The sequence below is a fragment of the Saccharothrix sp. ALI-22-I genome, from assembly GCF_001984175.1.
In the GTDB taxonomy this organism is placed as follows: Bacteria; Actinomycetota; Actinomycetes; order Mycobacteriales; family Pseudonocardiaceae; genus Actinosynnema.
On sequence record NZ_MTQP01000035.1, the window covers coordinates 13486 to 26556 of the forward strand.

The 13071-nt window shown below is 69.8% G+C and carries 13 protein-coding genes and 2 tRNA genes; 3 read left to right on the plus strand and 12 right to left on the minus strand.

Translation table 11 applies throughout. The annotated features are described in order from the left end of the window. The first annotated feature begins 81 nt into the window (after positions 1-81). On the plus strand, positions 82-1704 hold the full coding sequence (locus tag ALI22I_RS03525) for a recombinase family protein (RefSeq protein WP_077004106.1): 1623 nt from the start codon (positions 82-84) through the stop codon (positions 1702-1704). On the opposite strand, the gene ALI22I_RS03530 is transcribed toward ALI22I_RS03525, so the two are convergent. From ALI22I_RS03530 to ALI22I_RS03540, 3 genes are all read right to left on the minus strand, one after another. Continuing rightward, positions 1670-1747: transfer RNA gene (locus tag ALI22I_RS03530), tRNA-Ile, on the minus strand. The two genes, ALI22I_RS03525 and ALI22I_RS03530, sit on opposite strands and share 35 nt — an antisense overlap. Next, positions 1738-2679, minus strand: a complete 942-nt coding sequence (locus tag ALI22I_RS03535; protein ID WP_083751394.1) for an oxygenase MpaB family protein — start codon at positions 2677-2679, stop codon at positions 1738-1740. The genes ALI22I_RS03530 and ALI22I_RS03535 overlap by 10 nt, the downstream gene beginning before the upstream one ends. 118 nt (positions 2680-2797) lie before the next feature. Then, a tRNA-Asn gene (locus ALI22I_RS03540) sits at positions 2798-2869 on the minus strand. 136 nt (positions 2870-3005) lie between these two features. Here ALI22I_RS03540 and ALI22I_RS03545 point away from each other — a divergent pair. Continuing rightward, entirely contained in the window at positions 3006-3236 is a 231-nt protein-coding gene (locus ALI22I_RS03545) for a hypothetical protein (protein WP_077004107.1), read from the plus strand. A 95-nt stretch (positions 3237-3331) separates the two neighbouring features. Here ALI22I_RS03545 and ALI22I_RS03550 read toward each other — a convergent pair whose 3' ends face one another. From ALI22I_RS03550 to dnaG, 3 genes are all read right to left on the minus strand, one after another. Further along, positions 3332-4078, minus strand: a complete 747-nt coding sequence (locus tag ALI22I_RS03550; RefSeq protein ID WP_077004108.1) for a trans-aconitate 2-methyltransferase — start codon at positions 4076-4078, stop codon at positions 3332-3334. A gap of 79 nt (positions 4079-4157) precedes the next feature. After that, on the minus strand, positions 4158-4667 hold the full coding sequence (locus ALI22I_RS03555) for a hypothetical protein (protein WP_077004109.1): 510 nt from the start codon (positions 4665-4667) through the stop codon (positions 4158-4160). Then, complete coding sequence (gene dnaG / locus ALI22I_RS03560; RefSeq protein WP_077004110.1) at positions 4667-6562, minus strand: DNA primase; 1896 nt, start codon at positions 6560-6562, stop codon at positions 4667-4669. The genes ALI22I_RS03555 and dnaG overlap by 1 nt, the downstream gene beginning before the upstream one ends. 34 nt (positions 6563-6596) lie before the next feature. On the opposite strand from dnaG, the gene ALI22I_RS03565 reads away from it, so the two are divergent. Continuing rightward, positions 6597-7559 (plus strand): sigma-70 family RNA polymerase sigma factor, encoded by a 963-nt coding sequence (locus tag ALI22I_RS03565; protein WP_443216883.1) that lies wholly within the window; start codon positions 6597-6599, stop codon positions 7557-7559. Here ALI22I_RS03565 and ALI22I_RS03570 read toward each other — a convergent pair. The 6 genes from ALI22I_RS03570 to ALI22I_RS03600 all read right to left on the minus strand — a co-directional run bounded on the left by ALI22I_RS03570 (position 7556) and on the right by ALI22I_RS03600 (position 13062). After that, positions 7556-8122, minus strand: a complete 567-nt coding sequence (locus tag ALI22I_RS03570; RefSeq protein ID WP_077004111.1) for a carboxymuconolactone decarboxylase family protein — start codon at positions 8120-8122, stop codon at positions 7556-7558. The two genes, ALI22I_RS03565 and ALI22I_RS03570, sit on opposite strands and share 4 nt — an antisense overlap. A 64-nt stretch (positions 8123-8186) precedes the next feature. Then, positions 8187-8753, minus strand: coding sequence for a Uma2 family endonuclease (locus ALI22I_RS03575; protein ID WP_077004112.1), 567 nt, complete (start codon positions 8751-8753; stop codon positions 8187-8189). A 262-nt stretch (positions 8754-9015) separates the two neighbouring features. Continuing rightward, the gene (locus tag ALI22I_RS03580; protein ID WP_077004113.1) at positions 9016-10062 is read right to left on the minus strand and encodes a serpin family protein; all 1047 of its coding nucleotides are present in this window, start codon (positions 10060-10062) and stop codon (positions 9016-9018) included. 259 nt (positions 10063-10321) lie between these two features. Next, the gene (locus ALI22I_RS03590; protein ID WP_077004115.1) at positions 10322-11584 is read right to left on the minus strand and encodes a deoxyguanosinetriphosphate triphosphohydrolase; all 1263 of its coding nucleotides are present in this window, start codon (positions 11582-11584) and stop codon (positions 10322-10324) included. Positions 11585-11613: 29 nt separating this feature from the next. Continuing rightward, positions 11614-12303: a hypothetical protein gene (locus ALI22I_RS03595; RefSeq protein ID WP_143531937.1), complete on the minus strand. Its 690-nt coding sequence runs from the start codon at positions 12301-12303 to the stop codon at positions 11614-11616. A gap of 120 nt (positions 12304-12423) precedes the next feature. Further along, positions 12424-13062, minus strand: a complete 639-nt coding sequence (locus ALI22I_RS03600; protein WP_077004117.1) for a YdcF family protein — start codon at positions 13060-13062, stop codon at positions 12424-12426. Between the last annotated feature and the right edge of the window lie 9 nt (positions 13063-13071).

The window sequence follows — 13071 nt, forward strand, 5'->3', positions numbered from 1 at the left end:
AACACATTCCCGGTGCCGGTAGAGCCATGCCAAGAATGGCGGACCGCCGCACCGGTTCGCCAACAACCTGGGGGAATCTTTTTGTCTAGGCGAACGACGACAAAGAAAGTCCGGAAGGCCGCAGCGCTGGACCTCGACACCGTCCGCGTCGGGATCTACGTGCGGCGCAGCACGGACGACGAGCACCAGCCCTTCTCCAAGGAAGCGCAGTTCACGCGCCTGGACGCCTACGTGGCCTCACAGCCGGGGTGGACGATCGTCAAGAGGTTCGAGGACGACGCCTCCGGCGCGAACACCGACCGCCCCGGCCTCCAAAAGGCGATGCGGTGGGCCAAGTCGGGAATGATCGACGTCCTGTTGGTGTACCGGGTGGACCGGTTCTCCCGGAATCTCCGCGACACGGTGACACTGCTTGACGAACTGGACGACGCCGGGGTTGCGTTCCGGTCGGCGACCGAGCCGTTCGACACCTCCACGCCGATGGGCCGGATGCTGGTCCAGATGCTGTCGATGTTCGCCCAGTTCGAGCGGGACGTGATCATCGACCGGGTCACCGCGGGACTGGAGCGCAAGGCCGCGAAGGGGCAGTGGAAGGGCGGACGCCGCCCCTACGGCTACCTGGTGGACCCCAAGACCCACGTGCTGTACCCGAACGAGGCCGAGGAAGGCATCGTCAAGCTGATCTTCAACCTCTACACGCGCGACCGCATCGGCTCCCACACCATCGCCAACCTGCTCAACGAGCGCGGCCACCGCACCAGCACCGGCGGCCCCTGGTCGTTCAAACAGGTGACCAACATCCTCGCCAACCGCGTCTACGTCGGCGAGATCAACTTCCGGGAGGTCACCGTCGAGAACGCCCACCCGGCGATCATCGACGCGGCCCAGTTCGACCAGGCCAACCACATCCTCGACGAGCGCGGCGAAAGCCTCGGCCACCGCGCCGCCAGCGGCTCGGACTACATCGCCACCGGCCGAATCCCGTGCCCGAAGTGCGGCAAGCCGATGGTCGGCACCAGGGCGAACGGCAAGACCAAGACCTACCGCTACTACACCTGCTGGAACATCACCCGCTACGGCAAGGCGAAGTGCGACATGGCCCGGCTCAACGCCGACGCCGTCGACAAGGCCCTCACGGACGCCATCGCGTCCTTCTACAGCAGCCAGCACATCCTGATCCGTGACGCGGTCGAGGCCGCCCGCCGGCACTACGCGAGCAGCCACGAGACCGTGGCCGCTGAACTCAAGACCGTCCAGGCCGACCTCACCAACGTCACGGCGAAGATCGACAAGTACCTCGACGCCTTCGAGGCCGACAAGTTCGACCCCGACGACGAGGACGTGAAAGCGCGACTGCTCCAGCACCGCACCAAGCAACGCCAGCTCCGCGACCGGAAAGCCCAGTTGGAAGCCCAGCTCACCGCCGAGCCGACCATGCCCGACGCGGCCACGCTCACCGAGGTCAACGACCACATCACCGAAATCCTCGACGCCGGTAACCACAACCAACGCAAGGCCCTCGTGGAAGCACTCGTCATGACGATCAAGGTCCTCGGACCCGACCGGATCGTCCCCGTCTTCCGGGTGCCCCAGCCGGTAAACGCCGAGGCAGAAGGGCCGGAGACCGGCTTACCAGTCCTCACCCCGAGGGTTCGCGCACTGAGTACTTTGGTGGGGCAGGTGGGGTTCGAACCCACGACCTGACGGATTATGAGTCCGCTGCTCTGACCGGCTGAGCTACTGCCCCCTGACGTGCGGTTCTGGAGGGTACAGATCTGTCTCTTCCGCGTCTCGACAACCCGGTACGGCGTGACCAAGCTGTGCACTCCGGGGGTTCGGGGCTCCGAGGTCGGACGGTCGGTAGCCGGTGGGGTAGCCGGGGTAGGTGCGGTTGTTCGAGTCGTTGGTCAGGCGGGGTGTTCGCCTGGGTGGGAGCATGCGGACGGTGTGGGCTCGTAAGTGCAGGGCGGTGTGGGCCAGGGCGGTCAGCCAGGTGGGTGACGGGCGGAAGCCGAAGGCGGTGAGCATGGGCTTGTCCAGCAGCGCTAGCACGGCTCGGGACGTCAGCGCGCGTGGCGCCGGGTACCAGGAACAGAACAGGTCCAGGGTGTACTGGCCGATCTGACGGTTCGTGTCGCTGTACGTGAAGTGCTCGGCCTCGTACGCGCGCTTGAACGCCAGGTACGAGGAGTAGGTGGCCGGCAGGTCCTTGATCCCCATCCGGACACCGACGGCCGAGTAGAAGTGGAACGCGGCCATCCGTTCGTGGTCCGTCAGAGGCCGCCAGCCGAACCGCGAGATCCACTCGATCGGGTCGAAGATGAACGTCGACAGCACGTACCGCATGTCGTCGTTCGAGATCTCGTACCGCCCGTGCAGCCGGTTCACCACGCGCAGCGCCTCCCGGCCCCGCGGCGAGTCGTAGCCGTGCTCCACCAGCTCCGCCATCAGCAACGCCGTGTCGTCGTACCGCTTCTGCGGCCGCCGCTCGAACTCGCCGGTACGAGCCAGCAGACCCGAGATCGACGGCACGCAGTACGTCCTGAACAGCGCGAACTCCAACGACCGCACGTAGTCCCACGGGAACTCGTACCCGGACGAGATGCGCATGATCTCGACGTGGTCGGTCTCCGGGTCCAGCGACGTGATCCGGCGGCGGTTCGCGAAGCGGTCGGCCATACCGATCAGCCTGCCTCAAGAAAGTGGGCAGTAGGGGGTGACAATCGGGTGACAGGGGGTACCCCGACCCCATGAGATGACAAAGCCCCAGGTCAGGTGACCTGGGGCTGCCATCGCGCTCCCCCTACTGGATTCGAACCAGTAACCCTTCGATTAACAGTCGAATGCTCTGCCGTTGAGCTAAGGGGGAATGTTCTGTTGTAGGCCGGACCTCTCGGTCCGACGGGACATAACTCTAGCGCATCCGGAACGGTGCTCGCGCACACCCCCCTGCCCGTGCGGTAGGAAGGTGTGTGACCAGGCACGATCGGAGGAGAGGACACCTCATGAAGGGCATCCTGCTCGGCGCCGCCGTCGGCTACGTCCTAGGGGCGCGCGCCGGACGTCAGCGCTACGACCAGATCGTGCGCGCCTACCGCGCCATGGCCGACCACCCGGCCGTCCAGGGCGCGGCCGGCATCGTCCGCGCCAAGGTGAGTGAGAAGACCGGCTTCGGCCGTCACCAGCCCCACGCCAACGGGCACCGGCGCGACCCCGTCATCCCGCGCGCGAACTAGGGACCAGGGAACCAGAGAACCGAAGCCGTGGCCGCCCCGCGTGACAAGTGGGGCGGCCACGGCAGGTCACGGCACAAGGGTCACGGCGCTAGGGGTCACGGCACGCGGGCGACCGCGAAGATCCGGCGGAACGGGAACCACGTCGTGCCGTCCGCCCGCATCGGGTAGGCCGAGCGCAGCATCGGCGCCAGCTGTGCCCGGAACGCCGCCCACTCCCCGTCGTCCAACGCCGCCCGGATGGGCCGCAACGCCGTCCCGCTGATCCACTCCAGCACGGCGTCCTCCCCCTCCAGCCGCTGCAGGTACGTCGTCTCCCACGCGTCCACCGAACACCCGTCGAGCACCAGCGCGTACCCCTCCGGGTCGAGCACCGGCGACAGCCGCATCAGCCCGCGCAACGCCGGCCACGACGCGTCCACCAGCGACCGGACCAGCGAGTGCGACGGTCCGGAGAAGTTCCCCGGCACCTGCATCGCCAGCCACGCGCCGGACGGCAGCGTCCGCGCCCACTTCCGCAGCAGGTCCTCGTGCCCCGGCACCCACTGCAACACCGCGTTGGTCACCACCACGTCGGTGTCCGGCGCGGGCTCCCACGACGCCACGTCGCCCACCCGCGCGTCCACCCCACGCGCCCGTGCCGCCGAGACCATCTCCGGTGACGAGTCCAACCCCTCCACCACCGCCGACGGCCACCGCGCGGCCAACGTCCCGGTCAGGTTCCCCGGGCCGCAGCCCAGGTCCACCACCCGCCGCGGTGACGTGGCCCCGATACGTGCCACCAGCTCGTGGAACGGTCGCGACCGGTGGTCGGCGAACGCGAGGTACTTGCCCGGATCCCACATGCGCACACCCCAAGTAACAGTACGGACGTACTGATACAGTACGCACGTACTGCTAGGAGTCAAAGCTTCCGAACGAAACTCAGGAGTCGGCGCGGAGCCGAGCGATCTTCGCCGCCACCGCCGCCGCGATCTCCCGAACGCGCTCCACATCGGTCCCCGGATCCGGCCGCACCTGCAGCACGACCCCGTCCCGCCCGGTCACCTTGCGCTGGACGAACCACGCCCCGGCCGTCTCGTTGTGCTCCCGGGACTTGATCGACGCGGTCACCCGCGCGTGCACGACCTCGGGCACCTTGCCCGGCGACTCCAGCGGGAACCGCTGCGGCGCCAGGTCGCGCAGCATCACGGCCTCCCCCGCCATGCCGTCCTCGACCGCCTCGATCACCGACAACGCGTTCCCGCTCCACGTCGCCTTGCTGATCAGGTGCCACCCCACCCGACGCGGGCCAGGCAACCACAGCCCGAAAGTGGTCGCCACCAGCCACGACGACCCGACCGCCGCCGACGCCAGCACGTGCTCGTCGGCCTCCAGCACCCCGGTGAACCCCTCCGGCGCACCCGAGCCGAACAACCTCCGGAACAGCCCCATCACAGCCCGCCCGCCGCTTGTTGCCCCAACGCCTTGTGGTAGTCCTCCAACGCGATGAGATCACCGAACAACGCCCGGTACTCGTCGGGTTCCTCCACCGGCGACACCCGCCGCAGCCGCGACTTGATCTCGGTGATCTGCCCGGACACCAGGATCTGCTGCAACCGCGCCAGCACGCCCTGCACGTACCGGTACTCGTCGTCCGCCTTGACCCGCAGGGCCTCCACCGACAACTCGGTCAGCACCGACCGCACGGCCTGCTGCCCGCACGCCTGCGACACCGCGTCCAGGAACGCCGGACCCGACAGCCCCGAGGACGCCCCACCGGCCTCCCGGATCGCCTGGTGCAACGCCAGGTACGCGGGATGCGTGAACGCCTCGTCGGGCAGCGAGTCGTAGTACGGCCCGGCCATCTCCGGCAGCTGCAACGCCGCCTTCAACGCCTCCCGCTGCGCCCACAGCGCCGGATCACGCGGATCGGGACGCGGCGGACCGTCGACATCCACCGCCAGCGCGCCCTGGTTCGGGTCCACGGCCTGAGCGCGTCGCGCAGGAGCCGGTGCACGACCGTTGGCCGTCTCACGCACCCGGCGCACCACGGCCGACTCGTCCTCCCAGCCGACCCACCACGCCAGCCGCGTCGCGTAACCGTCCCGCTTGGCCCGGTCCTTGATCTGGGCCACGAACGGCACCATCACCTTCAGCGCCTCGACCCGACCGTCCACCGAGTCCAGGTCGTAGTCGCGCAGCCGGGTCTTGATGGCGAACTCGAACAGCGGCGTGCGCCGCGCCACCAGGTCCCGCACCGCCACGTCACCCTTGGCCTGGCGCAGCTCGCACGGGTCCATGCCGTCCGGCGCGATCGCGATGTAGGTCTGCGCGGAGAACGCCTGCTCGCCCTCGAACGCCTTGAGCGCCGCCTTCTGGCCCGCCGCGTCACCGTCGAAGGTGAAGATCACCTCGCCGTTGAGCGAGTCGTCGATCAACAGCCGGCGCAGCACGTTCATGTGGTCCGCGCCGAACGCCGTGCCGCACGACGCGACCGCCGTCGGCACGCCGGCCAGGTGCATGGCCATCACGTCGGTGTAGCCCTCGACCACCACGGCCTGCCGCCGTTTGGCGATCTCCCGCTTGGCCAGGTCCAGCCCGAACAGCACCTGGGACTTCTTGTAGATCACGCTCTCGCTGGTGTTGAGGTACTTCGCCTGGACCGGGTCGTCGTCGAAGATCCGGCGCGCGCCGAACCCGACGACCTCGCCACCCATGTCCCGGATCGGCCACAGCAGCCGGCGGTGGAACCGGTCGATCGGCCCCTGCCTGCCTTCCTTGGTCAGCTGGGCCTTGATCAGCTCGGTCAGCTCGAACCCGCGCCCGAGCAGGTGCCTGGTGAGCTTGTCCCAGCCGCCGGGCGCGAAACCGCAGCCGAACTGCCGGGCCGCGGCCTCGTCGAAACCGCGCTCCGCCAGGAACTCCCGTGCGGCCAACGCGTCCGGTGACGCCAGCTGCTCGGCGTAGAACTCGGCGGCGACCTTGTGCGCCTCGATGAGCCTGCTGCGGGTGCCGCGGTCGCGTTGGACGGTCGCGCCGCCGCCCTCGTAGGTGAGCTGGATGCCCGCCCGGTCGGCCAGCCGTTCGACGGCCTCCACGAAACCGAGGTGCTCGATCTTCATCACGAACGCGATGACGTCGCCGCCCTCGCCGCAGCCGAAGCAGTGGAACGTGCCGTGCGAGGGGCGGACGTTGAACGACGGCGACTTCTCGTCGTGGAACGGGCACAGGCCCTTCAACGCGCCGGCGCCGGCCCCGCGCAGGGAGACGTGGTCCCCCACGACCTCGTCGATCCGGCTCCGGTCGCGGACCAGCGCGATATCGCTCTCCCGGATGCGTCCTGCCACGTCGAGCGAGTCTAGTGCTGGCAGACTGGTGCTCGTGACCGCAGGCGAGGAGACCCTGGCAGCCGACCAGACCCTGGCAGCCGAGCAGACCCTGGCTTCCCTCTTCACCGGCCACCGCTCCCACCTGGTCGGGGTGGCCTACCGGCTCACCGGGAGCGTCGCGGACGCCGAGGACGCGGTGCAGGAGGCGTGGCTGCGGCTGACCGGTCTCGGCGAACAGGCCCGGGCCGGTATCCGGGACCTGCGGGGCTGGCTGACCACGGTGGTGGGTCGGATCTGCCTGGACCGGTTGCGGTCGGCGGCGGTGCGGCGGGAGCGGTACGTCGGGCAGTGGCTGCCCGAGCCGTTGGTCACCTCGGGCGAGGACGACCCGTTGGACGCGGTGGTGCGCGACGACGGCGTGCGGATGGCGGCGTTGGTGGTGTTGGACCGGCTCACGCCCGAGCAGCGGGTGGCGTTCGTGCTGCACGACGCGTTCGACGTGCCGTTCGCGGAGATCGCCGACACGTTGGGCTGCACGGTCGCGACAGCCCGCCAGCACGCGTCACGGGGCCGTCGGGCGGCGGCCGAGGCCGAGCCGCCGCCGCGGGTGGCGTTGGCGGAGCAGCGCGAGGTGCTGGAGCGGTTCCTCCAGGCCCTGGCCTCAGGTGACGTCGACGCCGTGATCGGCTTGCTGCACCCCGACGTGGTGCTCGTGGGCGACGGCGGCGGCAAGGCGAAGACCGCGATCAACGTGGTCAGCGGCCCGGACAAGGTGGCCCGTCTGCTGTTCGGCCTGCTGCGCAAGTACGACGGCGCCACCGCGGCCGGGCAACCCGCGCTGGTCAACGGCGACCTGGGGCTGGTGTTCCCGGCTCGCGGCGAGCTCACCCCGCGCGTCAGCGCGGTCGTGGTGCGGGACGGCATGGTGGCCGCCGTCTACGACGTGTCGAACCCGGACAAGCTCGGCCACGTACCGTTCCCGCAGACCCCTCAGGACAACGCTCAGGGCGCTTAGGGCAGCGGCACGCGGCAGGCGTCACCCGAGGTGAACCCCTGGTCGGTGATGCCGAGCGCCGAGTACATCCGGCCCCGCTGGTTCTCCAGCGCGATCAGGTAGGTCAGCTCCACCAGACCCTCGTGCCCCAGCCGACGGTCCAGTTCGGCGACCTGCTCGTCGGTGACGGCGGTGGGCGTCTCGGTCATCGCGTCGGCGTAGTCGAGAGCCAGCTTCTCCAGCTCGGTGTACTTGTCCGAGTCCCGGTAGTCGTGGATCTCCTTGAGCCGGTCGATGTCCAGGCCCCGGTGCTTGATCAGCATGGCGCCGAAGTCCACGCACCACGAGCAGCCGACCTTCACCGCGGTCGCGTAGACCACCAGTTCCCGCAACGACGCCGGCAACGTCCTGGCCGCCTTCGCCACGCCCATCTCGTGCCGCGCACTGGCCATGAACAGCTTCGGGTGGTGCGCCGCCACCGCGAACGGCTCCGGCACCGCGCCGAACCGCCGTTTGCTGAACCGGTAGGCGAGCTTCAGCAGCGGGTTGGCCTGCTTGGTCGTGACGACCGGAATCCTCGGCATGTCCCCTCCTCGTTTCGGGCCTTCACCCGGTGGACGAGGAAGAAACCCGGAACGTGACAGGACATCACCACATCGGGTGGTCGCTGACCAGTGCGTGAGCGGACAGTCGGACCTTGAACGGTTCGGTGATCGTGATGGCGGTGGAGCCCTCCGAGACGGCGACTTCCTCGTACTCGCCGTCGCGCAGTGCGAGGCAGCGCAGGGACGGCGCGTCCGGGTCGACCAGCCAGTAGTGCGGGCACCCCGCCAATTGCAGGCGCGACCGCTTCAGCTCCAGGTCGACGAGCCGGGTGCGGGGCGAGTGGACCTCGATCGCGAGCACCGGCGGTCCGATGAGGGCGCGTTTGGTGAAGGCCGCCCTATCGCCGACCACGACGTCCGGGATGAACACCGTGTCCTCGGCGAGGACGACGTCGACCGGGGCGGGCAGGACTTCCCAGTCCGGCGGGCACACCTTCGTCAGTTCGATGACGAGGCGTGCGACGGCGCGCTGATGCGTGGGGCGGGGCGAGGGGCTCACCAGCAACACCCCGTCCACCAGTTCGTACCGGCGACCGTCATCGGGCATCGACTCCAGGTCTCCCCACGTCAGCGGCCTGCCGCTGGGGAACGCGGGGGGGACACTCGCCATAGTGCGTGCCTTCCTACGTGTGGTCCACATCCGCTGGACGACCTGGTAAAAGGCCCATTAGACCGGAACACCGGCCCACGCACGACCGCCCTCACTCCATGAGCCCAACCGGTATACCGCTGTTCTGCCGTGCGGCGATCGAAAAGAGCAAGACCCCGGTCGAGTGCCACCCGTTCGGACGAGCGGGAATGGCGATCGGGTCACCCCCATCGGCAAACGCGAAGATTCAATGAAATCTAGTGAAATAATGAGAGAGGCCGTACTATGGCTTCGCGATTTGGGCGAAGAAGAAGATCGCGCCCGTGCCGGAGTGCCGCACCAGCAACAGGTAGGGCCGGTCGACGCGGACCGTGCGGGCGGGCCCGGCCGGGATGAACGACGTCATCCGCATCGTCACGGCAGTCGCCGCCGCGCCCTCGAAGCCCTGCTCGTCCAGCCGCAGCACGGCCTCGTGCACCACGTCGTCCACGTACAGCCGGGGGTCCGGGCTCAGGCCGGTGAGATCGGCCGCGCCGGTGAACATCGTGCGCACGCCGACCTGCTGCAACGCCGAGCCGAGCGACGCGTTCACGGACAGGTCCAGCTTGGGCAGGAACAGTTCGACCCGGTCCCGGTCCAGCGCCTCCAGCACCTCGGGCACGCCTTCCGTGCCGCCGAGGTCGTCGTCCGGCAGCAGCACGACCGCTTCCACGCCACCCCGCGCGGGCACCGCCACGGCCTGCCACCCAGCGCGCCGCGCGTACCGCATGTCGCCCTCGCGGCGCATGGTCGGGACGTTCCCGGCGCCCCGGAACGGCAGGTCCGCGGTGTCGTGTTCGGGGAACTCCGCGCTCCACGCCGCCTTCAGGTACAGCGCGTTGACCAGGGTCGCGACCGTGTCCGACGTGATCGAGCCGGCCGACAGCAGCTCGGGGATCAGCTGGTGGGTCGTCTCGGCCACGTCGGCGTTGATGATCTTGCGCGCGCCCTCCGGGTCCTCGGCGAACGGCGCGGAGCGGGCCTTCGCGCCCGGCCACCCGGCGAGATCGGTGAGGAACCCGTCGTTGAGCGGCAGCTCGTCCCACGCCCACAACGTGTTGGCCACCGCGAACTCGGCGTCGTCACCGACCACCGCGCCTTTGAGCACCTTGGCGTGGTCCGTGCCGAGCAGCGCGACCAGCTCCGCCTCCGTCTCGCCGCGCGCGGCCTGCGCGATCATGCCGAGAGCGCTGGCCACCGAGTACGGCGACCAGCAGGCGTTGCGCGTGCGATCGGGCGCGACAGCGTCGTGAAGGGTGAGGGCGAACGTCAGGTGCGCTCGATCAGGCACGAAGTCTCCTTGACCACTATGGGTTCGTCCGGGATCGGACGTTCGCCCGCGCTGCTCATGGGTCCGAGCGGCTGGGGGTGCCGTGGTTCCCGCACTCCGGCTGAACCGTCGTCGGAATCGTCGTCCCACCCGCCGGCCCAGCCGTCGTACGGTCGCTCGCGGGCGACCTTCACCGGTTCACGGCTCGGTCTGCGCCAAGGCCACGGGCGGCCCGCCGGTCGTGTCGACTCATCGGCCATGACGTCGAGTGTGCCACCGGTCACAGGGGCTCGGTGGGGCTGTTCGCCAACGCGCGCCGCCACGCCACGGCCTGGGCGTCGGTCAGCGACGCGACCTGGTCGACCACGACGCGCAGACGTTCGGCGTCGTTGCCGGCCGCAGTCCACGCGGGGCGGAACGCGGGGTCGAGCGTGTCCGGCGCGCGGTCCAGCAGGAGGTGGACGAGTTCGGTGATCAACTCCCGTTGCAACGCCTGCATGGCCAGCCGCGACGGGTCGCTCATCACGTACCGCACGGCGACCGCCTTGAGCAGCGCCACCTCGGCCGCGACCTGGGGCGGGACGACCAGGTCGGCCTGGTAGCGGCTGAGCGGGCCGTCGCCGTGCACCTCGCGGGTGGCGCCGACGGCGGCCGACGCGAACCGGCCGACCAGCTCGCTGGTGAGCCGTTTCAGCGCGACCTGGGCCCGCAGCGAGCCGTCGTACTCGGCCAGTTCGGCGATGACGGGCAGTTCCAGCAGTTCGGCGGCGGTGGCTTCGAGGGTGGAGACCGGTTCGTCGGAGAAGTGCTTGGCGGCGAGGCCCGCGATGGCGGCCCGTTCGGCCGGGTCACCGAGGGCGGACAGGCTGATCCGGTGCGCCAGCACGCCGTCCTCCACGTCGTGCACGGAGTAGGCGACGTCGTCCGCCCAGTCCATGACCTGGGCCTCCAGGCAGCGCTTCCGCTCCGGCGCGCCGTCACGCAGCCAGGTGAACACGTCGAGGTCGTCGTCGTAGGCGCCGAACTTCACCATCCCCGGTCGGCGCACCCACGGGTACTTGGTGGCGGCGTCGAGGCACGCGCGGGTCAGGTTGAGCCCCTTGGCGGTCTTCGGTTCCAGCCGGGTCAGGATGCGCAGGGTCTGGGCGTTGCCCTCGAAGCCGCCGCACGACCCGGCGAGCTCGTCGAGCGCGCGTTCGCCGTTGTGCCCGAACGGCGGGTGCCCGATGTCGTGGGCGAGACCGGCCGTGTCGACCACGTCCGGATCGCACCCCAGCTCCTCGCCGACGCCCCGGCCGATCTGGGCGACTTCCAGCGAGTGGGTGAGCCGGGTGCGCGGCACACCGGTCACCTCGGCGCCCTCACCAGGACCGACGACCTGGGTCTTGCCCGCCAGCCTGCGCAGCGCGGCCGAGTGCAGCACCCGCGCCCGGTCCCGGGAGAACGGCGAGCGGCGCTCGGTGCGCGCCCCGGGCAGCACCGCTCCCTTCGCCTGCTCGGGGAGCAGCCGCGCGGAGTCGTGGTCGGTGTAGCCCTGACTCATCCACCCAGCGTAAGGGAGCGGATCGGCCGTCAGTCGGAACCGACACGGCGACGCCGGATCAGCCACCGACCGCCGACCGCCACCACGAGCAGGCCGACCCCGCCGACGACCCACAGCTCCCACGGCATGCGGGTGTGCCCGGAGACCACCACCAGCTCGACGTGCCCCGTTGTGGCGGTGATGTTCCGCGGCGCGAGGACCCAGTCGTCCGCGTCGAGCAGCCGGTTGTTGCGGCGGAAGTCGTCCAGCCCTCCGGGGTAGAGCCGGCCTTTTGTGTCGACGAGCGCGCTCGAACCGTCGGACTTGCGCGCCACGTAGACGATCATCCACTCGAAGCCGCCGCCCCTTTTGACCAGGATCGAACGTCGGTGGACCGTTCCGGTCGAGCCGGTGAAACCTTTCACCGCCTCGGCCACCGCCATGCCCGACCCGCAAGGGCTCTCCGTGACCGCTAGGTCGTCACCGTCGTCACCGTCGTCACCGCACCGGTCGGCGGCGAACAGCTGGTCCTGGATCTGGCTCACGCTGCCCGTGGACGCCATGTCGGCGCGTCGATCGGCGGCGTTCGCGCCCTGGAACGGGTCCCACCTGACGTTCGGCGCGTCCAGGTACTCGCGGAACAGGTCGGCCGCGGTCGGCTCCGCCGACGAACCGCAGGCGGACAGCACCAGTGCGACGAACACCCCGGCAACCGCACGGATCGCGACAGCGGTGGTCATGGCGGCTCCCGAGGCATCGGCGTCGGCGGAGTGGTCGCCCACGACGCTAACGACGAGCTCAGGCCTGGTGGATCGGTTGGCCGGATGCGGCCACGCGGTTCAGGATTTCAGCGCGGGATTTCAGAGCAGGATGCCGTCGAAGGCGCCCGCCGGTGCCTTGGTCAGGTTGTAGTAGAGCAGCGCGCCGGTCTCGCGGCGGATGTAGAACAGCTGGGTCTCGCGGGTCTGCACGTTCGGCCCGCTGCGGGTCGGTGACGTCCACGCGGACAGGCCTTCGTCCTCGGCCATCGTCCGGGCCCGCAGGGAGTGCCACGGGTCGCTGACGATCACGGCGGTGGTGAGGGCCTTCGCGCGGGCGGCGGTGGCCAGTGCCCGGATGCTGCCGAGGGTGTCGGTGCCCTCGCCGACTTCGAGGATGCGGTCGGCGGGCACGTCGTGCGATTCCAACCACATCCGGCCGGCCTCGCCCTCGGTGAAGTTGTCGCCGGGCTGACGGCCGCCGGTGGTGGCGATGTAGCTGACCACGCCCTGGTCGTACAGCCGGCGCGCGTGCTCCAGCCGTGCTTCCAGCACTTCGGACGGCACGCCGTTGTACTGGGCGGCACCGAGGACCACGGCCATGTCGGCGTGCGTGCGGTCGTCCTCGCGGGCCACCTGCCACACGCGGAAAGCCGTGCCGCCGACGACGAGGAGGCCGATCACGAGCCCGCCGAGCACAACGCGCGTCACGAGCCGGCGGAGTCTCGGAAGGAGCGTCACGCCCCGGAT

Excerpts from the sequence above, each read along its gene's own strand:
- ALI22I_RS03535 (WP_083751394.1), bottom strand. The coding sequence starts at position 2,679 with ATGGCCGACCGCTTCGCGAACCGCCGCCGGATCACGTCGCTGGACCCG.
- ALI22I_RS03545 (WP_077004107.1), top strand. The coding sequence starts at position 3,006 with ATGAAGGGCATCCTGCTCGGCGCCGCCGTCGGCTACGTCCTAGGGGCG.
- ALI22I_RS03550 (WP_077004108.1), bottom strand. The coding sequence starts at position 4,078 with ATGTGGGATCCGGGCAAGTACCTCGCGTTCGCCGACCACCGGTCGCGA.
- ALI22I_RS03555 (WP_077004109.1), bottom strand. The coding sequence starts at position 4,667 with ATGGGGCTGTTCCGGAGGTTGTTCGGCTCGGGTGCGCCGGAGGGGTTC.
- ALI22I_RS03570 (WP_077004111.1), bottom strand. The coding sequence starts at position 8,122 with ATGCCGAGGATTCCGGTCGTCACGACCAAGCAGGCCAACCCGCTGCTG.
- ALI22I_RS03575 (WP_077004112.1), bottom strand. The coding sequence starts at position 8,753 with ATGGCGAGTGTCCCCCCCGCGTTCCCCAGCGGCAGGCCGCTGACGTGG.
- ALI22I_RS03590 (WP_077004115.1), bottom strand. The coding sequence starts at position 11,584 with ATGAGTCAGGGCTACACCGACCACGACTCCGCGCGGCTGCTCCCCGAG.
- ALI22I_RS03595 (WP_143531937.1), bottom strand. The coding sequence starts at position 12,303 with ATGACCACCGCTGTCGCGATCCGTGCGGTTGCCGGGGTGTTCGTCGCA.